This is a genomic window from Kitasatospora sp. DSM 101779 (assembly GCF_025655475.1).
Lineage (GTDB): Bacteria > Actinomycetota > Actinomycetes > Streptomycetales > Streptomycetaceae > Kitasatospora.
On sequence record NZ_JAHTIK010000001.1, the window covers coordinates 7039137 to 7059885 of the forward strand.

Annotated in this window: 18 protein-coding genes; 12 read left to right on the forward strand and 6 right to left on the reverse strand. The window is 74.7% G+C overall.

Going from position 1 to position 20749, the window contains the following annotated elements:
- Positions 1 to 16 precede the first annotated feature (16 nt).
- Positions 17 to 1519 carry a glycoside hydrolase family 10 protein gene (locus KSNIM_RS31900; RefSeq protein WP_263106618.1) on the reverse strand — a complete coding sequence of 501 codons (1503 nt, stop codon included), beginning with the start codon at positions 1517 to 1519 and terminating at the stop codon, positions 17 to 19.
- Between the two features lie 206 nt (positions 1520 to 1725).
- Between KSNIM_RS31900 and dacB the strand changes: the two genes are divergently transcribed.
- The 8 genes from dacB to KSNIM_RS31940 all read left to right on the forward strand — a co-directional run bounded on the left by dacB (position 1726) and on the right by KSNIM_RS31940 (position 10610).
- Complete coding sequence (dacB, locus tag KSNIM_RS31905; protein WP_263106619.1) at positions 1726 to 3291, forward strand: D-alanyl-D-alanine carboxypeptidase/D-alanyl-D-alanine-endopeptidase; 1566 nt, start codon at positions 1726 to 1728, stop codon at positions 3289 to 3291.
- The gene (locus KSNIM_RS31910; protein WP_263106620.1) at positions 3285 to 4916 is read left to right on the forward strand and encodes an ABC transporter substrate-binding protein; all 1632 of its coding nucleotides are present in this window, start codon (positions 3285 to 3287) and stop codon (positions 4914 to 4916) included. The genes dacB and KSNIM_RS31910 overlap by 7 nt, the downstream gene beginning before the upstream one ends.
- 52 nt (positions 4917 to 4968) lie before the next feature.
- Entirely contained in the window at positions 4969 to 5898 is a 930-nt protein-coding gene (locus KSNIM_RS31915; RefSeq protein WP_263106621.1) for an ABC transporter permease, read from the forward strand.
- Positions 5888 to 6844: an ABC transporter permease gene (locus tag KSNIM_RS31920; protein ID WP_263106622.1), complete on the forward strand. Its 957-nt coding sequence runs from the start codon at positions 5888 to 5890 to the stop codon at positions 6842 to 6844. Before KSNIM_RS31915 ends, KSNIM_RS31920 begins: the two co-directional genes overlap by 11 nt.
- A 7-nt stretch (positions 6845 to 6851) precedes the next feature.
- Complete coding sequence (locus KSNIM_RS31925; protein ID WP_263106623.1) at positions 6852 to 7826, forward strand: LD-carboxypeptidase; 975 nt, start codon at positions 6852 to 6854, stop codon at positions 7824 to 7826.
- Positions 7814 to 8647, forward strand: coding sequence for a M55 family metallopeptidase (locus tag KSNIM_RS31930; protein ID WP_263106624.1), 834 nt, complete (start codon positions 7814 to 7816; stop codon positions 8645 to 8647). Before KSNIM_RS31925 ends, KSNIM_RS31930 begins: the two co-directional genes overlap by 13 nt.
- A 120-nt stretch (positions 8648 to 8767) precedes the next feature.
- A complete protein-coding gene (locus tag KSNIM_RS31935; protein ID WP_263106625.1) occupies positions 8768 to 10090 on the forward strand; it encodes a M20/M25/M40 family metallo-hydrolase in 1323 nt (440 codons plus the stop codon).
- An 85-nt stretch (positions 10091 to 10175) separates the two neighbouring features.
- Positions 10176 to 10610 (forward strand): VOC family protein, encoded by a 435-nt coding sequence (locus KSNIM_RS31940; RefSeq protein WP_263106626.1) that lies wholly within the window; start codon positions 10176 to 10178, stop codon positions 10608 to 10610.
- Between the two features lie 66 nt (positions 10611 to 10676).
- Here KSNIM_RS31940 and rph read toward each other — a convergent pair whose 3' ends face one another.
- A complete protein-coding gene (rph, locus tag KSNIM_RS31945; RefSeq protein ID WP_263106627.1) occupies positions 10677 to 13274 on the reverse strand; it encodes a rifamycin-inactivating phosphotransferase in 2598 nt (865 codons plus the stop codon).
- Positions 13275 to 13578: 304 nt separating this feature from the next.
- Entirely contained in the window at positions 13579 to 15021 is a 1443-nt protein-coding gene (locus KSNIM_RS31950; protein WP_263106628.1) for a DHA2 family efflux MFS transporter permease subunit, read from the reverse strand.
- Positions 15022 to 15083: 62 nt separating this feature from the next.
- On the opposite strand from KSNIM_RS31950, the gene KSNIM_RS31955 reads away from it, so the two are divergent.
- The gene (locus KSNIM_RS31955) at positions 15084 to 15569 is read left to right on the forward strand and encodes a MarR family winged helix-turn-helix transcriptional regulator (protein ID WP_263106629.1); all 486 of its coding nucleotides are present in this window, start codon (positions 15084 to 15086) and stop codon (positions 15567 to 15569) included.
- Positions 15570 to 15650: 81 nt separating this feature from the next.
- Positions 15651 to 15815, forward strand: a complete 165-nt coding sequence (locus KSNIM_RS31960; RefSeq protein ID WP_263106630.1) for a hypothetical protein — start codon at positions 15651 to 15653, stop codon at positions 15813 to 15815.
- A 20-nt stretch (positions 15816 to 15835) separates the two neighbouring features.
- Here the strand turns inward: KSNIM_RS31960 and KSNIM_RS31965 are convergent, their stop codons facing one another.
- Positions 15836 to 16591 carry an AraC family transcriptional regulator gene (locus tag KSNIM_RS31965; RefSeq protein WP_263106631.1) on the reverse strand — a complete coding sequence of 252 codons (756 nt, stop codon included), beginning with the start codon at positions 16589 to 16591 and terminating at the stop codon, positions 15836 to 15838.
- A 129-nt stretch (positions 16592 to 16720) separates the two neighbouring features.
- On the opposite strand from KSNIM_RS31965, the gene KSNIM_RS31970 reads away from it, so the two are divergent.
- Entirely contained in the window at positions 16721 to 17992 is a 1272-nt protein-coding gene (locus KSNIM_RS31970; RefSeq protein ID WP_263106632.1) for an MFS transporter, read from the forward strand.
- Here the strand turns inward: KSNIM_RS31970 and KSNIM_RS31975 are convergent.
- Entirely contained in the window at positions 17970 to 18185 is a 216-nt protein-coding gene (locus KSNIM_RS31975; protein ID WP_263106633.1) for a hypothetical protein, read from the reverse strand. The genes KSNIM_RS31970 and KSNIM_RS31975 overlap by 23 nt on opposite strands.
- 222 nt (positions 18186 to 18407) lie before the next feature.
- Between KSNIM_RS31975 and KSNIM_RS31980 the strand changes: the two genes are divergently transcribed.
- Positions 18408 to 19604 (forward strand): ROK family transcriptional regulator, encoded by a 1197-nt coding sequence (locus tag KSNIM_RS31980; RefSeq protein WP_263106634.1) that lies wholly within the window; start codon positions 18408 to 18410, stop codon positions 19602 to 19604.
- A gap of 378 nt (positions 19605 to 19982) precedes the next feature.
- Here the strand turns inward: KSNIM_RS31980 and KSNIM_RS31985 are convergent, their stop codons facing one another.
- Positions 19983 to 20630, reverse strand: a complete 648-nt coding sequence (locus tag KSNIM_RS31985; RefSeq protein ID WP_411543897.1) for a DUF4360 domain-containing protein — start codon at positions 20628 to 20630, stop codon at positions 19983 to 19985.
- Positions 20631 to 20749: the final 119 nt, after the last annotated feature.

A 20749-nucleotide genomic window follows, 5' to 3' on the forward strand; every position in this document is an offset into this window, starting at 1 on the left:
CCGTGGAGGCCATGCCCTACACCCGGACGGGTGTGGCGGGTCGGCTCTCCCGGCCGGCGCGGTCCAGGGCGGTCGCCGTGTACCGGCCCGGCGGGAGTGGCAGCGGCCGGGCGCAGTCGGCGGCGGGCAGGCAGGCCGTCAGAGTGGCCGCGGTGAGCTGCGGCCGGCCGGCGGGTGGCTGCGGGAGGCGGTGGAGGGCGTAGCGGAACGGCGGCGGGCCGCCGGGGATGATCCGCAGGGTGCCGTCCGCGGTGGCCAGGGCGGGGGCGGCCGGGGGAGTGCCGTGGGCGAGCCGGGGCAGCAGCGGGGGCAGCGCGGGCCGGTGCCAGTGGTCGGCGGCGAGGCGGGCGACGGTGCCGATCGGGTCGGCGCGGACGTTGCGGGCGCTGAACAGGATCTGGCCGCCGATCTGCGGCAGCCCGGCGTCGAGGTCGAGGTGGCGGGACAGCTCGGCCGGGTCCTGCCAGGCGGGGGCCTCGCCCGCGGCGCCGGCGCGGTAGGCGGCCTGGCCCGTCCAGAGCAGGGTGTCGCGACCGGCCGTCCGCGCGGCCCACCATCGGGCGAGGACGGCGTAGTCGGCCTGCGGGTGGCCGAGGTGCCAGTACAGCTGCGGGGCGACGTAGTCGAGCAGGCCGTCCTGCACCCAGCCCAGCGAGTCGGCGAACAGCCCGTCGTAGGACTGGAAGGCGGTGGTGGCCGATCCCCGCGGATCGGTCGTGGCGTTGCGCCAGATGCCGAACGGGCTGACGCCGAAGGCCGCCTCGGGACGCACCGCCCGTACCAGGTCGCGGAGTTCGCGGATCAGCAGGTCGACGTTGCGCCGCCGCCAGGCGGCCCGGTCGGTGGCGCCGGCGCCGTACGCGGCGAAGGAGGCGTCGTCGGGGAAGGGGCGGCCGGCGACGGGGTAGGGGTAGAAGTAGTCGTCGAGGTGGACGCCGTCGATGTCGTACCGGGCCACCGCGTCCAGGATCGCCTGTTCGACGAAGGCGCGGGCGGCGGGGACGCCGGGATCGTAGTAGAGCCGCCCGCCGTAGGCGACCGTCCACGCGGGATGGCGGCGGGCCGGGTGCCGGGCGGAGAGTCGCGCGGGGTCGTCGTGCTGCGCGATCCGGTACGGATTGAACCAGGCGTGGAAGGCGAGGCCGCGGGCGTGCGCGGCCGCGACCAGGAAGCGCATCGGGTCCCAGCCCGGGTCCTGCCCCTGGACGCCGGTCAGCCACTGCGACCAGGGCTCGTACCGGGAGGGCCAGAACGCGTCCGCGGTCGGCCGGACCTGGACGAACACCGCGTTGGCGCCGGCCGCCGCCGCGGCGTCCAGCAAGTCGGCGAAGGCGGTCCGGAGCCGCGCCTCGGGGAGGCCCGGCGCGGGCGGCCAGTCGATGTGGTCGACCGACGCGATCCAGACGCCGCGCAGCCGCCGCGGCGGCGGCTCGGCGGCCCTGGCCGGCCACGCAGCGGCGGTCAGGGTCAGCGCACCGAGGCCGCCCAGGAGGAGCCGGCGGGACGGACGCAGCGGCATGGCGGCTCCCGGGGGTGAGGGCGGCGCGGCGAGGTGGCGCCACTCTCGCCGCCGGTGGCCGGTGCCGTCGCGGCACCGCGCCGCCGGGGTCCTCCGCACGGGGGAATTGCGGGGTGAATTGTCGCCGATCACCGCGCCATCGGCGACTTCTGACGTCCGATCGGGGAGAAGGTGGTGCCCGGCTCCACTCCTCGGGAGGCAACACCGTGCTCACCCTGCCCGTCCGGCTGCTGGCGGTGCCGCTCGCCGTCGTGCTCGCCGCGCTGCTGCCCGCCGGGGCGGCTCCCGGCAGCGGCACGCGGACCACCGCCGCCGCCCGGAGCCTCGGCTCCGACCTCGACGCGCTGTTCGCCGACCGGGCGCTGACGGGCGCCCAGGTGTCCGCGCTGGTCACCGACGCGGCCACCGGCGAGGTGCTGTACGCGCGGGCGCCCGGCGCGCTGCTGCTGCCCGCCTCCACCCAGAAGACGGTGACCGCGGCGGCCGCCCTCGAACTGCTCGGCCCCGACCACCGGTTCACCACCGAGGTGCTCGCCGCCGGTCCACGCACGGGCGGACGGATCGACGGTGACCTGGTGCTGCGCGGCGGCGGCGACCCGACGCTGCTGCCCGCCGACCTCGACGCGCTGGCCACGGCGGTGGCCGCCGCCGGGGTGACCGAGGTCGGCGGCGCCCTGCTGGCCGACGCGAGCCGCTGGGACGACGTGCCGCTCGGCCCCAGCTGGTCCTGGGACGACCAGGCGGCGTACTACAGCCCGCAGATCTCCGCGCTCACCCTCACCACCGACACCGACTACGACCCGGGCACCGTGCGGGTGGTGCTGACGCCCGGCGGGGCGTCCGGGCAGCCTGCCGCGGTGCGGGTCGTCCCCGCCGAGGCGCCCGTCCGGTTCACCGGCCTGGTCGCGACCGGCGCGGCGGGCAGCGCCCGCACCGCCGTGGTCGACCGGCGGCTCGGCGGCAACGAACTGCTGCTCTCCGGCAGCGTCCCGGCGGACGGCGGCCCGAGCGAGGAGTGGATCGCCGTGGACTCCCCGGCGCTGGTGGCCGCCGGGGTGTTCGCCGCGGCCCTGGCCCGGCACGGGGTCACGGTGCAGGGCCCGCCCCGCGAGGGCCGGGCGCCGGCCGGCGCGGCCGTCCTGGCCGCCCACGACTCGGCGCCGCTCTCGGCTCTGATGGCGCCCTTCCTGAAGCTCAGCAACAACGGCATCGCCGAGCACCTGGTCAAGGAGATCGGCCGGGTGCGGGCCGGCAGCGGCAGTTGGGACTCCGGTACCGACCGGGTGAACGACTTCCTGCACCGCGCGGGCCTGGAGCCGACCGAGGCCCGGCAGGTGGACGGCTCCGGGCTGTCCCGGCACAACCTGCTGACCGCCTCACGGCTCACCGCGCTGCTGACCTACGCCCGGACCCGGCCCTGGTTCGCCACCTGGTACCAGGCGCTGCCGGTGGCCGGGGACGCCCGGCGGGCCGTCGGCGGCACCCTCACCAACCGGATGCGCGGCACCGCCGCCGAGGGCCGGGTGCACGCCAAGACCGGCTCGATGACCGGGGTGGACGCCCTGGCGGGCTACGCCGAGCGGGCCGACGGGCGCACCCTGGCCTTCGCCGTGCTGGTCAACGGCTTCGCGGGCAGCAGCCCCCGTCCGGTGATCGACGCCTTCGCCGTCCGACTGGCCGGGGGTTCCGCGGCGACCGTCCGCACCGCCCCGCCGGCCGAGGTGTCGGCACGGGACTGGGAGACCGCCTGCCTGGTGGAGGCCAGGTGCTGACGGCCCGCGCCGGCCGGCTGCCGGCCGCCCTGCTCGCCCTCGCCCTGCTCGCCGTCGCCGGCTCGGCCGCCGCGGGCTGCGTCCGCCGCTCGGACGAGGACCCCGGGCCCGTCCCGGACGTGCCCGGCGGGACGTTCACCGTCGCCCTCACCGAGCCGGACCACCTCACCCCCGGCCGTACGACCAGCAGTTACTCCCTGCAGGTACTGGAGGGGCTGTTCGACACCCCGCTCGCGCTGGACCCGGCCGACGGCCACGCGGTGCCGCTCGCCGCCGAGTCGATCAGCACCGACGACCAACGGGTGTGGACGCTGCACTTCCGGCCCGGCGCCCGCTTCCACAACGGAGAGCCGGTCACCGCGGCCAGCTACGCCGACGCCTGGAACGCGGCGGCGTACGGCCCCAACGGCTGGGAGGCCAACGGCTACTTCAGCCAGATCGACGGCTACGCCGCGCTCAACCCCGCGGACGGAGCCAAGCCCCCGACCGACCGGCTGTCCGGCCTGGAGGTGGTCGACGACAGCACCCTGAAGGTCACCCTCGGCGCGCCGTTCAGCCAGTTCCCGATGCTGCTCGCCTTCCCCGCGTTCGCGCCGCTGCCGAAGGCCGCGTTCGCCGACCCGGCCGGGTACGACCTGCACCCGGTCGGCAACGGCCCGTTCGCGATGGACGGCGACTGGCGGCACCAGCAGCGGATCGACCTGCGCCGCGCCGGGGGATACACCGGCCCGCGCCCGGCCACCGCCGACGGCGTGCACTTCCGGATCTTCACCAGCAAGGACACCGCCTTCACCGAACTGCGGGCCGGTCACGTCGACTTCATGGCCAGCGTGCCGCCCTCCCGGGCGTACGAGGCGAAGCGCACCTTCGGCAAGCGGTACTCGGTGCGGCCCAGCGGCACCATGGACTACCTCGGCCTGCCGCTCTGGGACACCCGCTACGCCAAACCCGAGCTGCGGCAGGCCATTTCGATGGCGATCGACCGCCGGGGCATCACCCGGGCCATCTTCAACGAGGTGTTCGCGCCCGCCGACTCGCTGGTCGCCGGGATGATCCCCGGCCACCGGGCCGGTGCCTGCGGCGAGACCTGCGAGTACCGGCCGGAGCGCGCCAAGGAACTGTTCGACCGGGCCGGAGGCTTCACCGGCACCCTGGAGCTGTACTTCGCCAACTCCGACCCGACGTACGAGCAGTGGATGACCGCGGTGGCCAACGAGCTCAAGCAGAACCTCGGCATCCGCGCCATCGCCTTCCGCAAGATGTCCGGCGCCGACCTCGGCCCGATCCTCAACGGGCACAAGGCGACCGGGCCGTACCGGCAGAACTGGGTGGTCGACTACCCCAGCGTGCAGAACTACCTCGCCGGGCTGCTCGGCCCCAACAACCGTTCCGGCTGGTCCGATCCGGCCTTCGACCGGGCGCTCGCCCTCGGCAACGCGGCGCCGACCGCCGCCGAGTCCGAGGAGCACTACCACGAGGCCGAGTCCATCGCGCTCCGGGCGCTGCCGCTGATCCCGCTCTGGAACTGGCAGGACCAGACCGCCTGGAGCAGCCGGATCGGCAACGTCCTCGTCGACCCGTACGTCGCCGGGCTGCACCTGGAGAAGGTGACCGTGCGGCACTGACCGAGGCCTCTCCCACCACCGTCGCGACCACACGATCCGGGGGCGCCCGCCGATGGGCCGATACATCGCCCGCCGCCTGCTGTACGCCGTTCCCGTACTGCTGGCGACCACCTTCCTCATCCACGCCATGGTGTTCGTGCTGCCCGGCGACCCGATCCAGGGCCTCGCCGGGGACCGGCCGGTGCCGGCCGCCGTCCTCGCCGAACTGCACCGCCGCTACCACCTCGACGACCCGCTCGTCGTGCAGTACGCCAAGTACCTGGGCGGCCTGCTGACCGGCGACCTCGGCCGGACCTTCACCGGCGAGCCGGTCGCCGACACCCTGGCCGGCCGCTGGCAGGTCACCCTGCGGCTCGGCCTCACCGCCTGGTTCCTGGAGACCGTCCTCGGCGTCGCGCTCGGCGTCTGGGCGGCGCTGCGCAAGGGCCGCTGGGCGGACAACGCCGTCCTGGCCGGCACCACCCTGGTGATCGCCGTGCCGGTGTACATCGTCGGCTACCTCGCCCAACTGCTGTTCGGCGTCAAGCTCGGCTGGTTCCCGGTGGCCGGCGCCGAGGACGGCTGGCCGACCGCCTACCTGCTGCCCGGGCTGGTCCTCGCCTCCTTCGGCGTCGCCTACGTCGCCCGGCTCACCCGCGCCTCCCTGCTGGAGAACCTGCGCGCCGACTACGTGCGCACCGCCGGCGCCAAGGGCCTGCCCCGGTGGAGGGTGGTCGTCCGGCACACCCTGCGCAACTCGCTGATCCCGGTGGTGACCTTCCTCGGCATCGAGCTGGGCTCGCTGATGGCCGGTGCCGTCGTCACCGAGTACGTGTTCAACCTGCCCGGCGTCGGCCAACAGGTCTTCCAGGCGATCCAGTTGCGCGAGGGCCCGACCGTGGTCGGCATCACCACCGCCCTGGTGCTGGTCTACTGCCTGGCCAACCTGGTCGTCGACGTCCTGTACGGCCTGCTCGACCCGAGGATCCGCCATGACCAGTAGCCCGCAGGCCCCCGCACCGCCGCCCGCCCCCGCCCCGGCGCCGCCCGCACCCGTCCGGGACCTCTCGCTGCCGCCGAAGCGGCGCCCCCGTCGCGGCGAGTCCCCCTCCGCCGGCGCCTGGCGGGACCTGCGCAGGCGCCCGCTCGTCCTCGCCTGCACCGGTGTGCTGCTGGTGATGGCGCTGATGGCCGCCCTCCCGGAGCCGTTCGTCGCCCTGCTCACCGACGACAGCGGCCGCTGCGAACTCGCCGACTCCCGGGTCGGCCCCAACCTGCACCACCCCTTCGGCTTCGACCTGCAGGGCTGCGACTACCTCGGCCAGGTCGTCCGCGGCAGCCGCCCCTCGCTGGTCATCGGCCTCGCCGTCACCGCCGGCGCCCTGCTGCTCTCCCTCCTGCTCGGCATGCTGGCCGGCTTCTTCGGCGGCTGGGTGGACACCCTGCTCTCCGGCCTCACCGACGTCTTCTTCGGCCTGCCCTTCGTGCTCGGCGCCACCGTCGTCCTGGTCGCCTTCCCCGACCACGGGCTCGGCGCGATGACCCTCGTCCTCGTCGCCCTCGGCTGGACCACCATGACCCGGGTGATGCGCGCCCAGGTCATCGGCCTCAAACAGGCCGACTACGTGCAGGCCGCCCGCTCCACCGGAGCCGGACCGCTGCGCCTGATGACCCGCCACCTGCTGCCGAACGCCGTCACCCCGGTGGTGGTGGTCGCCATGCTGAACGTCGGAAACGTCATCTCCGGCGAGGCCACGTTGGACTTCCTCGGCGTCGGCCTGCAGTACCCTGCGGTCTCCTGGGGTCTGCAGCTCAACGCGGCCCAGGCGTACGTCCTGGACTTCCCGCACCTGCTCGCCTTCCCCGCGCTGTTCCTGTCGGCGACCGTGCTGAGCTTCATCCTGCTCGGCGACGCCGTCCGGGACGCGTACGACCCGAAGCTGAGATGAGGCCCGTATGCCGACCCCCGACCGCCCCCGAGCGGTGCCGCAGGCCCTGCGCCCCGGCGACCGGGTCGCCGTCGCTGCCCCCGCCGGCCCGCCCGACCCCGAACTCCTCGACCGCGGCGCGGCCCTGCTCGCCTCCTGGGGACTGGAGGTGACGGTGTTGCCGCACGTCCGCGACAGCCACCTCGGCCACCTGGCCGGCCGTGACGAGGACCGCGCCGCCGACCTCACCGAGGCCTGCGCCGACCCCGGCGTGCGCGCCGTCCTCTGCGCCCGCGGCGGCTACGGCACCCAGCGGATGGTCGACCTGGTCGACTGGAAGGCGATCGCCGCCGCCGCCGAACCCGCCCTGCTGATCGGCTCCAGCGACATCACCGCCCTGCACGAGGCCTTCGCCGTCCGGCTCGGGACCAGCACCCTGCACGCCCCGATGCCCGCCACCGGCGCCCTGGTCGACAGCCCGGCCAGCGCCGACCACCTGCGCACCGTGCTCTTCCACCCCGAGCGGGTCACCGAACTGCCGCTCACCGGCGAAGTGCTGGCCCCCGGCACCGCCCGCGGCCGGCTGGCCGGCGGCAACGCCAGCCTGCTCGCCGCCTCCGTCGGCACCCCGACCGCCCTGCCGCCGGACGGCTGCCTGCTGCTGCTGGAGGAGACCGGCGAGGAGCCGTACCGGCTCGACCGCATCCTCACCCAGCTGGTGCGCGCGGGCGTGCTCGGCCGGGCCGCCGGCATCGTGCTCGGCGACTTCACCGACTGCGGACCGGAGGAGGAGGTCCGCGCGGTGCTCGCCGACCGGCTCGGCGGCCTCGGCATCCCGGTCGCGGCCGGCCTGCCCGCCGGGCACGGCCCGCTCCAGCTCACCGTCCCGCTCGGCACCGCCGCAGAACTCGGCGACGGCGTGCTCACCCTGCTCGAACCCCCGCTCGCCCCGCGGCCCTCCCCGGGCCGGCCGACCGCCGAGGAGGCCGCGTGCGCGTCCTGATCTCCGCCGACATGGAGGGCGCCACCGGCACCACCTGGCCGGAGGACGTCGAACCGGGCGCGCCCGCCTGGCAGCGGATGCGCCGACTGCTCACCGGTGACGTCAACGCCTGCATCGCCGGCCTGTTCGCGGGCGGTGCCGAGGAGGTGCTGGTCAACGAGGCGCACGAGACCCAGCGCAACATCCTGCTGGAGGAACTCGACCCCCGGGCCCGGCTGCTGATCGGCCGGCACAAGCCGCTCGGCATGATGCAGGGCGTCCAGGACGCCGACGCCGCGGTCCTCCTCGGCTACCACACCGGTGCCGGCGAGCGCGGCGTCCTCGCCCACACCTACCTGGGCGCCGGCCTCACCGGCTTCCGGATCGACGGCACGGACGCCGACGAGGGCCGAATGAACGCACTGATCGCCGCCGAGCACGGCGTCCCCGTCATCCTCGTCACCGGCGACGACCTCACCTGCACCGCCGCGGCGGCCTGGGCACCCGAGGCCCGTACCGCCGCCGTCAAGGAGTGCGTCAGCAGGTACGCCGCGGTCTGCCTGCCGCCGGAGCGCAGCGCCGCGCTGATCCGCGACCGGGCGGAGCTCGCCATGCGCGACCACCGGATGCTCGGCCGCCCCGAGCCCGTCACCGGCCCGCACCGGTTCGAGATCGACTTCCACGCCACCCAGCAGGCCGAGGCGGTCGCAGCGGTGCCCACCGTCGAACTCGTCGGCCCGTGCACCGTCGGCTACACCGCGCCCGGCGCCACCCGCGCCGCCCGCACCTTCAAGGTCTGCACGGTGGTCGCCCGCGCGGCCGCCGAGCAGCAGTACGGATAGGGCGTGATCGGTCATGGGCGGGGTCACTTCAGGGGCCCCACGCGCCCCTGAAGTGACCACCCAAGCGCCTCCTGGGCCGGTACGGCCCAGAACCCGACCGTGCCCGACAGGGAGCCACCCGTGACCGTCACCCCGCAGGCCCTCGACACCGACGTCGCCGTGCTCTGCCACGAGCTGCTGCGCCTCGACACCGTGAACCCCGGCGACGGCAGCGGGCCGGGCGAGCGGGCCACCGCCGAGTACGTCTCCGCCCGGCTCGCCGAGGCCGGACTCGACCCGCTGCTCACCGAGTCCGCGCCGCGCCGGGCGAACGTGCTCGCCCGGGTCGCCGGCACCGACCGCACGCTGGCGCCGCTGCTCGTCCACGGCCATCTGGACACCGTGCCCTTCGACCCCGACGACTGGACGCACCACCCGCTCTCCGGCGAACTCGCCGACGGCTGCCTGTGGGGCCGCGGCGCGGTGGACATGAAGGGCACCCTGGCGATGACGCTGGCGCTCGTCCGTGACTGGGCCCGCACCGGGCGGCGACCGCGCCGCGACCTGGTGCTCGCCTTCCTCGCCGACGAGGAGTCGACCGGCGAGTACGGCGCCCGCTTCGCGGCCGAGCGGCACCGGGAGTGGTTCGAGGGCTGCACGGAGGCGATCGGCGAATCCGGGGGTTACTCGGTGCCGGCGGGGGAAGCGGGCGGCACGCGGCGGCTCTACCCGGTGGCGGTCGGCGAACGCTGCACCGCCTGGATGCGGCTGACCGCGACCGGCACCGCCGGGCACGGCTCCCGCGCCGGTGCGGACAACGCCGTCGCCACCCTGGTGCACGCGCTGTCCCGGCTCGCCGCGCACTCCTGGCCCGTCCGGCTCACCCCGCCGGTGGAGGCGCTGATCACCGAACTCGAGGGCGTCCTCGGCACCCGGATCGACCGGGACCGCCTGGAGGCCGAGGCGGCCCGACTCGGCCGGGCCGGTGCGCTGTTCGCCCACACCGTGCGCAACTCGGCGGTGCCGACGGTGCTGCAGGCCGGGCAGAAGGTGAACGTGGTGCCCGGCAGCGCGTCCGCCCAGGTCGACGGGCGCTTCCTGCCCGGGACCCGCGAGGAGTACCTGGAGACCGTCGAGCGACTCCTCGGGCCGGGCGTGACACGGGAGTTCATCAACCTGGAGGAGGCCGTCGCGGCCGACCACTCCGGCCCGGCGTTCGCCGCGATGGCCGCAGCCCTGCGCGCCGAGGACCCGGCCGGACATCCGGTGCCCTACCTGATGTCCGGCGGCACCGACGCCAAGACCTTCAACCGGCTGGGCATCACCTGCTACGGCTTCGCGCCCCTGCTGCTCGACCCGGAGCTCGACTACCCGACGATGTTCCACGGCGTCGACGAACGCGTCCCCGTGGCGGGGCTCTCCTTCGGGGTGCGCGTCCTGGACCGTTTCCTCGGCGGCTACTGAGACACCGTCACTCACGACAGGCTCTGCCCGTCAACCTGCGCACACCCACCGGTGATTGAGCAGACACCGCTGTTATGGTGGCCGAATGGCATCGGTGAGGCAGGTCCAGGTCACGTTCGACTGCGCAGAACCCGAGCGGGTCGCCCGCTTCTGGTGCGAGGTGCTGGGGTACGTCGTCCCGCAGCCCCCGAAGGGGTTCGACAGCTGGGACGAGTTCGACCGCTCGCTGCCGCCCGCGGACCGGGGTGCCTGGTCCGCATGCGCAGATCCGGCGGGTGTCGGCCCGCGACTGTATTTCCAGCGCGTTCCCGAGGGCAAGGTCGTCAAGAACCGGGTGCACCTCGACGTGCGGGTCGGCACCGGCCTCGTGGGTGAGGAGCGGCTGGCCGTGCTCGAGGCCGAGTGCGCACGGCTGGTCGCACTCGGCGCGGTACGGGTGCGACTGCTGACGGCCGACGAGGACAACGAGTCGTGCATGGTGATGCAGGACGTCGAGGGCAACGAGTTCTGTCTCGACTGAGCACCCTGCGGGTCGGCACGGTGGGCCCCGTCTCCCCCGGGACGGGCCTTCCCCGGTCCGCGGCGGTCACGGCAGGATCTCGACGTAGCCGTCGGTTCCGTGCACCCGGATCCGCTGCCCGTCCCGGATCAGCCGGGTGGCCCGCTCCACGCCCACGACGGCCGGCAGGCCGTACTCGCGGGCGATCACCGCGCCGTGGGTCATCAGTCCGCCGACCTCCGTCACCAGGCCCGCGACCGCGACGAACAGCGGCGACCAGCTGGGGTCCGTGAAGGTCGTGACCAGGATGTCGCCCGCCTCGAGATCGGCGTCCGCCATGTCGAGGACGACGCGGGCCCTTCCCTCGATCGTCCCGGCGGAGACCGGTAGGCCGACCAGGGCGCCGGCCGGCACGTCGTCGCGCCGGTACGCCCCGGTCAGGGCCTCGCCGTCCGAGGTGAGCACCCGGGGCGGGGTGAGCGCGTGGTACGACCGGAACGCGTCCTTGCGCTGCCGTACGAGCCGCTCGTCCACCCGGTGCGAGCGCACGACCTCGCGGAACTCCTGGAACGTGAGGTAGTAGACGTCCTCCGGCTCGGCGAGCACGCCGGCCTGCACCAGGCGCCCGGCCTCCGCCAGCAGGGCCTGCTTGTAGAGGAAGTAGCGGCTGACGATGCCGTACTTCGGGTACTCCCGGTAGCCGATGAAGGTGCGGACCCGGTCGATCATCCGCGCGGTCTCGTCGGCCTTCCGGTCCCCGTCCGGCAGGGCCCGCAGGCGCGACAGCACGTCCTGTTCCTTCTGCTGCGCCTTGTGCCGCCCCTGCTCGAAGCGCCGCTCGGCGGCGCCCGGCTCGAAGTTCCTGACGTTGTCGAGGATCACGGGCACGAGCGTGGTGGGTCGCTCGCGCCAGCGCGGCCGGGTGATGTCGATCTCGCCGACGCAGCGCATGCCGTACCGGTCGAGGTACGCCTCGACGGCGTCGCGCGCTCCCGCGCCGCCCGCGAGCTTCGCCAGCCCGTCCAGGAAGTCCTCGTCCCGGACGTCCTGCAGGAAGGCCACCACCTCCGGGTGCGGGCGGATCGCGTCCGCGACGTCGAGCAGCGCCAGGCCCATCTCCGAGGTGATGTTGCCGGGGGCGGAGAGCGTGAGCGTGTCGGCCGCGTTCCTCTCGCCCAGCCACTCCTGCAGCTTGTCGTTGAGCCACCAGGTGGCCTCCATCCCCGCCATGATCGCCTGCATGCTCAGCGGATCGGCGAGGATCCGCCGGTGCTCCTCGAAGGCCTCCAGCAGGAAGTCGAACAGCGCAGGTCCGGTCTTCGTCCGGATGTCGCTCTCCAGGGCGGCGACGGAGGCCCGGCTGCGCTCGATCAGCTCGGCGACGACGGCCGGGTCGGTCGCGATCGGGGCGGGCGTACCGCCGGCCGGCGGTACGCCGGGGCCCGCGTCCGGGAGCGACGGGACGAAGCCGTCGCGGGCGAGGACGGTCTCCAGGGCGTCCCTGATCAGCGGATCGCCCCGGCCGAGGACGTCCAGGAGGCCGGCGCGGCTCGCGGGCGAGGCCAGGCGCCGGGTGACGTCGACGTACAGCCTCCCGCCGGCCTCGTGCATCGGCACCATGGCCGTCAGCTGCCACATGGAGAGCCCCAGGGGCTTCATGGGGTCGGTCATCATCTGCCCGTGGCCGACGGAGACGTAGACGTGGTTCTCCCGGTCGCCGGCCTCGGGGACGGGGAACAGGGTGGTGATCGGCCGGCTCTGGACGATCCGGAAGTCGTCGTCGGCCAGGCACCATTCGATGTCCTGCGGGCGGCCGAGGTGCGCTTCGATCCGGCGTCCGAGCCCTACGAGCCGCAGGACCTGTGCATCCGTCAGCGCCGGCTGCTCCTGGAGCTGCGGATCGACCGCGACCTCCTGCACGCCGCCGCCCGGCAGGGCCCGGAGGGCGCGCCGTTTGGCGACGATCGTCCTGGTGACGACCTCGCCGTTCCGCACCGCGAAGACGTCCGGGTTCACCAGGCCGGAGACCAGGGCCTCGCCGAGGCCGAGGCCGGCGTCCACGGTGGCGACCGTCCGATTGCCCGTGACGGGGTCGGCGGTGAACAGGACGCCGGCCGCCCGGGGGAGGACCATCCGCTGCACGACCACGGCCATCCGGACCGTACGGTGGTCGATGCCGTTGCGCCGGCGGTAGGTCACGGCCCGCTCGGTGAACAGCGAGGCCCAGCACCGGCTGACGTGCCGGAGGACGGCCGCCGGCCCCACGACGTTCAGGTAGGTGTCCTGCTGGCCGGCGAAGGAGGCCGTCGGCAGGTCCTCCGCCGTCGCGCTGGACCGGACGGCGTAGGCGGCCTGGTCGCCGAACCGGCCGAGCGCGCCGGTGATCGCCGCCGCGACATCGTCCGGGACGGCGGTCCGTTCGACGGTCCGGCGGATCCGCGCGCTGAGCGTACGGACCGCCTCCCGGTCGTCCGGGTCCACGAGTGACAGCCGGTCGAGCAGGTCGTCGAGCGACGGCGCCCGCGCCACGATCCGCCGGTAGGCGTCCGTGGTCACGCAGAAGCCGGCCGGCACCCGGACGCCCTCGATCCGCGACAGCCCGCCCAACTGCGCGCCCTTCCCGCCGACGAGCGCGACCTGCGTCCCGTCGACCTCGTGAAGATCCACCACGTACTGCTCGACCACTGCGACACCTCCGGGGCGGCCGTGCTCCGTCGCACCGGCCGTGGGCCGACGATTCTGCGCCGCGACCCGGGTCTTGCGGCAAGCCCCCCGGCGCGCTATACGTTGGGAGTGGCAAGGAGAGCGTTCTCCTTGCCTTTGCCGTATGCCGTCCAGTGGACCCGACGAGCACCTCGCGAAGCGGTGGCACGCCGGGTAGGGGTAGGCGTCGTTCGCCCGGGCGGACGCGCCGCCGGCCGGCGGATGCGGCCACGGGGCCGGAGGATCCGATCGCGGTACCGGCGGACGCAACCACGGTGCCGGCGGCTCAGAGGCGTGCCGCCCGCTCGCGGGTGGGCGCCGAGGTGCCTTCCGCCGGTGGGGCGACCGCGGCACGGCGGGCCTGGGCGTCGGGAACGGTGAAGGCGAACAGGCCGGTGGCCACCGCGATCGCGGCAAGGACGAGGTAGGCCGTCCGGTAGGCCGCCAGCGGCGGGTGGGCCTGTTCGGGGCCGCCCGCGCCGAGCACCAGGACGGTGGTCACGACGGCGGGGGCGAGCGCGTTGCCGGTCTGCCGGACGACGGTGTTGAGGGTGGCGGCGTGGGCGACGTCCGCCTTCGCGACCGTGCTGAACGACGCGAGGGTGGTGGGCACGAACATCCCGCCCATCGCCAGGCCGAGCAGAAACATGTAGCCGCGGAAGGCCCACAGCCCGGTGTGCTCGTCCGCGGCGGCGAACAGCAGCAGCACCCCCGCCACGCCCAGCATCCCGGCGCCGATGATCACCCGCGGGCCGACCCGGGCGTACACCGCGCCGACCAGCTGCATGGTGAGCAGCACCCCGAACGCCTCGGTGAAGGTGGTGCTGCCGCTGTCCAGCGCACTGCCGCCGCGGGCCTCCTGGATGTAGATCGGGCCGAGGAACATCGCGCCCATGACGGGCACGTAGCCGACCAGGCAGATCAGGTTGGTGTCGCGGAACAGCCGGTCGCGGAACAGCCGCAGCCGCAGGATCGGCTCCGCCGTACGGAGTTCCACCGTGACCGCCGCCGAGAGCAGCGCGGCGCCGGCCGCCAGGACGCCGAGCACCTGCGGCCGCACCCAGCCCAGCTCCGGCCCGGTGCAGACGCCGTACATCAGCGTGGCGGTGCCCGCGGCGCTCAGCAGCAGGCCCGGCAGGTCGAGCCGCCCGGCGGCGTGGTCACGGTGCTCGGCGAGGAAGACGAGGCCGAAGAGCACCGCGGCCACGCCGACCGGGACGTTGACCCAGAACACCCAGCGCCAGGACAGCCCGGTGACGAGCGCGCCGCCGAGCAGCGGGGCGACGGCCGGGGCGATCTGCTGGGGGATGATCAGCAGCCGGGCGAGCCGGACCTGTTCGGCCTGGGTGAAGGTGCGGAAGAGCAGTGCCTGCGAGGTCGGCATCAGCAGACCGGCGGCCAGGCCCTGCAGTGCCCGGGCGCCGACCAGGGCCCCCAGACCCGGCGCGGCGCCGCACAGGGCGGAGGCGGCGGTGAAGGCGGCGAGCGAGAGCAGCAGCATCCGCCGGCCGCCGAACCGCTCCACCAGCCAGGCCGAGGCCGGGACCGCCATCGCCAGGCAGACCGGGTAGACCACGACGACCCCGGTCAGCGCGGCCGGGGTCAGCGCGAACTGCCGGGCGATGCCGGGCAGCGCGACGGTGGTGATCGCACCGTCGACGATGCAGATGAAGGTGGTCAGGACCGTCATGATGGGCACGACACGGCGCTGGCTCAGGCGGGTGCTCATAGAAGCTGAGCATACTCACTATGATGATGCTCAGAAAGACTGGGGACGGGGACGGACACGGCATGGCACAGCGGCAGGCGGATCAGCGCGACTTCGGCAGCAGTGACGTCCTGGTGGACGAACTCTTCGCCACCACGCAGCGGCTCCGCGCCTTCGTGGACGGCAGGCTGCGCGAGCACGGCGCCTCCGTCTCGCGGCTGCGCACCCTGCGGGTGCTGGCCCGGGCCGGTGAGCCGCTGCGCATGCGCGACCTCGCCGAGCTGGTCGGCAACGCCCCGCGGACCACCACCACGATCGTCGACAGCCTGGAGCGGGACGGCCTCGTCGAACGGGTCCGGCACCCGGAGGACCGCCGCGCCTTCCTGCTCACCCTCACCGAGGAGGGCGCCCGCCGGCACCGTGAGGCCGAAGAGCTCGACCGCGCGGCCCTGGCCACCGCCACCGGTACCCTCGACCCGGCCGAGCGCGAGCACCTGCGCACCCTGCTCGCCCGCATCCGCACCGCCGTCGGCGAGGGGGCGGCTGCCGACGCCGACGCCGACGTGTGACACCTGCGGTGCTCCCGGCCGCGGCAAGGCTGTGCCGCGTCCGGGTATCGGACGGGTGAAACCGACGGTTCGGCCGTCAGGGTGACGGATCGTCCTGCCGAAGGTGATCCTGACCCGAAGGAGGAGATCACCTCGCGTTACGTCCTGCTGGGCCTCGGCCTCGCCTGCCCCGTCCTCGCCCTCGCCGTCTTCCTCGCCGCCGCGCGGGCCGGCGCCCGCAGTGAGAGGGAGGACGACCAGGCCTGAAGACCGGGCGGCGGGCGGCCTCACCGCAGGGGGCCGCCCTCCCGCTGGTAGCGGCCGGGCGTGGTGCCGAAGGCCAGCCGGAACGCCTCGACGAACGCGCTCGGCGAGGACCAGCCGGAGGCCACCGCCACCGAAGTCACCGAACGCCCCGCCGCCAGCAGGGTCAGTGCGTGGTGCAGCCGCAGCTGCGCCCGCCACTGCGGGAAGCTCATCCCGGTCTCCCGCCGGAACAGTCGGCTCAGCGTGCGTTCGGAGGCGCCCACGGCGGCGCCGAGTTGCGCGAGTGTCCGGTCGTCGGCCGGGTCCGCGGCCAGGATGTCGGCGAGGTCCCGCAGCCGCGGGTCCGAGGGCGTCGGCAGCTCCAGGCCGAGGGCGGGTGCCCGGCACAGCTGGTCGAGCGCCACCCGTTCCAGCGCACGGAACTGCTCGCCCTGCGGCGGCTCGGGACCGCTCAGCACCTCGACCACCTCCCACAGCAGTCGGCTCACCGCCAGCACCGCCGGCCGCGCCAGCCCCAGCGGATTCACCTCGGCGGGGAAGCTCAGGCTGCGCAACTCGCTGGGCCCGTGGGCCCGGTGGGCGTGCGGCACGCCGGCCGGCAGCCAGACCCCGCGGTGCGCGGGCACCGCCCAGCTGCCCTGCGGGGTGGACACCTCCAGCACGCCGCGCCCCGGGCAGATCAGCTGGTTGACGGTGTGGAAGTGCCAGCCGATCCGCTCGCGGTGGGCCAGCGGCTGCCGGGTCGGACCGGTGAGCTCTTGGCGGGTTGGCGACATGGATCGGCAGAGTATCGGAAGCCCGTACCCGGCGCCCCGGGCCAGGCTGGTCACCGTCGACGAGCCCCCGGGCCGACGAGCCCTTGGGGCAACGAGCCCTTGAGTCGACGAACCCCTTGAGGAGACGGGATGACCCTGGACGGCACCGCACGCCGGACGGACACCGGCACGGCGCACGCACGATCCGAACCAGCCGAGGCACCCGGGCCGCCCGAGGCGTCCCCGGCGCCGGGCGGGATCTGGCGGCGGATGGGCCTGTGGGGCGCCGCGCACGCCGTCGACGACTTCTACCAGGGGCTCGTCCCCGCGGTGGTGCCGTACTTCGCGCTCGACCGCGGCTACGACTACGTGGCCGTCGGCGGGCTCGCGATGGCGGCCACCGTCGGCAGCGCGGTGCCGCAGCCGTTCGTCGGGCTGGCCGTGGACCGCTGGCGGCTGGGCGGGACGGCCGCCCTCGGCGTGGCCCTGGCCGGGGTCGGTCTCGGGGCGGCGGGGCTGGTCTCCTCGTACGCCGCGGTCTGGCTGCTGGTGCTGCTCTCCGGCCTCGGGGTGGCGATGTTCCACCCGGCGGCCGGGCGGTCCGCGCGGGAGGCGGCGGGCGGCAGCACCACGGCGATGAGCGTGTTCGCGGCGGGCGGCAGCGTCGGCTTCTTCCTCGCGCCGGTGCTGGCCACGCCGGTGCTGGCGGTCTGGGGCGTGCGCTCCACGGTGCTGTTCGTGCCGCCGGCGCTGATCGCCGGCTGGGTGCTGCTGCGCCACCGGCAGCGGCAGCGGGCCGCGGCCCCCGCGGCGGCGACCGTTCCGGCCGGGCCCGACCGGTGGCCGCCCTTCCTGGTGCTGACCGGCGTCGAGGTGGCGCGTTCGGTGGTGTTCTTCGGGGTCAGCACCTTCCTGGAGCTGCACTGGCTGCGCGACCTGCACGCCTCGCACGCGCTCGCCGGGACGGCGCTGGCGGGCTTCCTCGGGGGTGGCGTCGCCGGAACGCTGCTCGGCGGCAGGCTGGCGGACCGGATCGGTGCGGTGGCCGCCGTGCGGCTGGGCACCGCGCTGACCCTGCCCGCGCTGGCGGGTCTGTGCCTGGCGCCGGGCGGCCTGGTGCCGCTGCTGTTCGCGGTGCTGACCGGGGCGGCGCTCAACGTGCCGTTCGCGGTGATGGTGAAGCTGGGCCAGGACTACCTGCCGGCGCGACCCGGCACCGCGGCCGGGGTCACCCTGGGGCTCGGCGTGAGCGCCGGCGGGCTCTGCGGGCCGCTGCTCGGGCTGCTCGCCAGGGCGCACGGGCCGCAGGGCGTCCTGGCGGCGCTGTGCGCGGTGCCGGTGCTCGGCCTGCTGCTGGCGTACGCTCTGGTGGAGCCGGACGGGGCCGGGACCGGGCGGTTCAGGCCACGTGGCAGAGCTTGACCACGGAGACCCGGTGCAGGTCCACTGCGAGCGGGGTGTGGCGGCGGTGCCGGCGGGCGTCCTCGGACTCCGCGCGGGCGAGTGCCTGCTCCAACGCGTGGTCGGCCTCGGAGGCGTCGACGATGAAGAGGTGGACACCGGTGTCGGGCGTGCCGTCCGGCCCGGCGTCGCCGGACTGGTGCGGTATTTCCACCCGCCAGCGGAACAGATGGGGCGCTGCCGGTCGGGACCTCTTGGTCATCGGACGTGCTTCCTCTCCCGTGCGGACGTGACGGGCGTTGGAGCTCCGTGGCGTTCGGACCTGTGCGATCCGTATCACCGTATGAGGGCGAAATATGTCCGTCAAGAGGACGAGATATGGAGTAAATATTCCGTCCGACGGATGAATTCGTTCGGGAGCCAGTACGGTGCATGTATGAGCGACCTCCACGAGTCGGCCGCCCTGTCCGCCCGGCGGCTGCGCACCCGCACCGCCCTGCTCGCCGTGCTCGCCGAGTACGGCGCGCTCAGCCGCGCCGACCTGGGGCGGCTCACCGGCCTCTCACGGTCCGCGGTCAGCAGTGCGGTCGCGGACCTGCGCGCCGAGGGCGCCGTCACCGAGCAGCCCGCCCCCACCGGCCCCGTCACCGGCCGTGGCCGCCCGGCCGCCGTGGTCACGCTCAGCCGCGACACCGGACTCGTCCTCGGCCTCGACCTGGGGCACGCCCACATCACCGCCGCGGTCGGCACCGGCGAGGGCACCGTGCTCGGCGAGGCCACCGCCCTGCTCGACATCGACGACCATCCGCAGCGCGCCCTGGACACCGCCGCCGACCTCGCCGTCGAGGCGATGCGGCAGGCCGGCTGCCGGCCGGACGCCGTCGGTGCGGCCGCGGCCGGCATCCCTGCCGCCATGGACCTGCGTACCCGGGCCGTCCGGGCGCCCACCATCCTCGCCAAGTGGATCGGCCTCGACCCGGCCGCCGAACTCGCCCGCCGGCTCCGCCTGCCCGTCGCGGTGGCGAACGACGCCGAGATGGGCGCCCGCGGCGAGCGCGCCCTCGGCGCCGGCCGCGGCCTCAACGACCTCATCTACGTCAAGGCCTCGCACGGCGTCGGCAGCGGCCTCGTGCTCGGCGGCCAGTTCTACCGCGGCGCCACCGGCCTCGCCGGCGAGATCGGCCACATCCAGCTGCCCGGCGCCACCAACTGGTGCCGCTGTGGCAACCGCGGCTGCCTGGAGACGGTCGTCTCCGTCGCGGAGGTCCGGCGCCGGCTCACCCACGTCCTGGCCAGCGCCGACCGCGGCAACGTGCCCGCGGAGATCCCGCCGCTCGCCGAACTCGGCGGCCGCCCGGCCGCGGCCCGGGTGATCACCGACGCCGGCCGGACCCTCGGCCGTGTGCTGGCCGACCTGGTCAACTGCCTCAACCCCGCCGCGATCATCATCGGCGGGGAGCTCGGCCAGGCCGGCACGCCCCTGGTGACCGGCGTCCGCGAGTCCATCGACCGCTACGCCCAGCCCGCGGTCGCCGACGCCGTCGAGATCACCGCCGGCACCCTCGGCGTCCGCGCCGAGCTCCACGGCGCCCTGGTCACCGCCGCCGAGGCCCGCCGTACCGTCACCGCCTGACCCGGGACGGCCGCCGGCCCCGGGCGCGGCACTCCCTATGCGGCACTCCGGATGCGGTGCACCGCGGTGTGGCCGGTGGCCCGCGCGACGCTGTCCGGGTGCTGTCGCCGGACTGCGGCTGGGACAGGAATGCCCGTCCACGCAAAGGCTGTGAGGGCGGTCCGAGGGCGCCGGGTGCACCGACCGCGGAGGCGGGCGACAGGGGGCCGGGCCGGCCGGCCCGCGTGCGCGGCGGCCCCGCCCGGGCACCTGGTGCAGGGGGCGCCGGCTCTCCTCGGCGCCCCCTGCTGTGACGTGCTGCTGGTGCGTGGGCCCGCTCGGCCCCGATGGTGGCCGGGGGGGGCGGGACCGAGCGGGAGTCGGGACGGTGCGGCAGGGTCAGGGGCAGGTCTTCCAGGCCAGGTGGTAGACGGTGTTGATGTCGCCGTCGGTGGAGTCCATCGTCATGAAGCTGGTGGTCTTGTTGGTGTCGGAGGTCCCGGCGTTGAGCCGCAGCTCGGTGTTGATGTTGAAGTTGCGCTGCTCGCCGCAGGGCGCGAAGACCAGGGCGGCCACGTCCACCGAGTCGGTGGCCTGCCAGCTGTCGTCCAGCGGGCCCTTGAACTGGTGGTTGCTGGAGGTGGTCTGCGGCGAACCCTGGAAGTAGTAGTTGGCCTTCTGCGTGCCGACGGCGCCGCGCTCCAGGTGGGCGAAGCCGCGGTAGTCGGCGGAGGCGATGGCGTAGGTGAAGCCCTGTGGGACGTGCACGTTCAGGTTCAGCTGGCAGTTCTTGCGGAAGTCGGTCGGCTTGGAGCCGACGCCCACCTGTGCCAGGTACTGGCTGTAGGTCACGGTGAAGGCAGTGTTGTCGGGGGAGACCGCGACCGCGGCCGTACCGGCCGGACACCCGGAGCCGTTGACGGTGGCCACATTGATCACGATCTTGTCCGGCGGCGGAGGGGTGGTCCACGGACCGGTGGGCGCCGCGGCCGAGGCCGCGGGCGCGGCGACCAGCGAGGCGGCGGTGGCGCCGACGGCGACGAGCATGCGAACGATCAAGGCGTTTCCTTCCGATCGTGCACGGCCGCCGGGCGGGACTCCGCCCCGGCGGTCTGTCGCGTACATGTCATCACGACCACCGGTCCCGCGTACAGAGGGGCGACGAC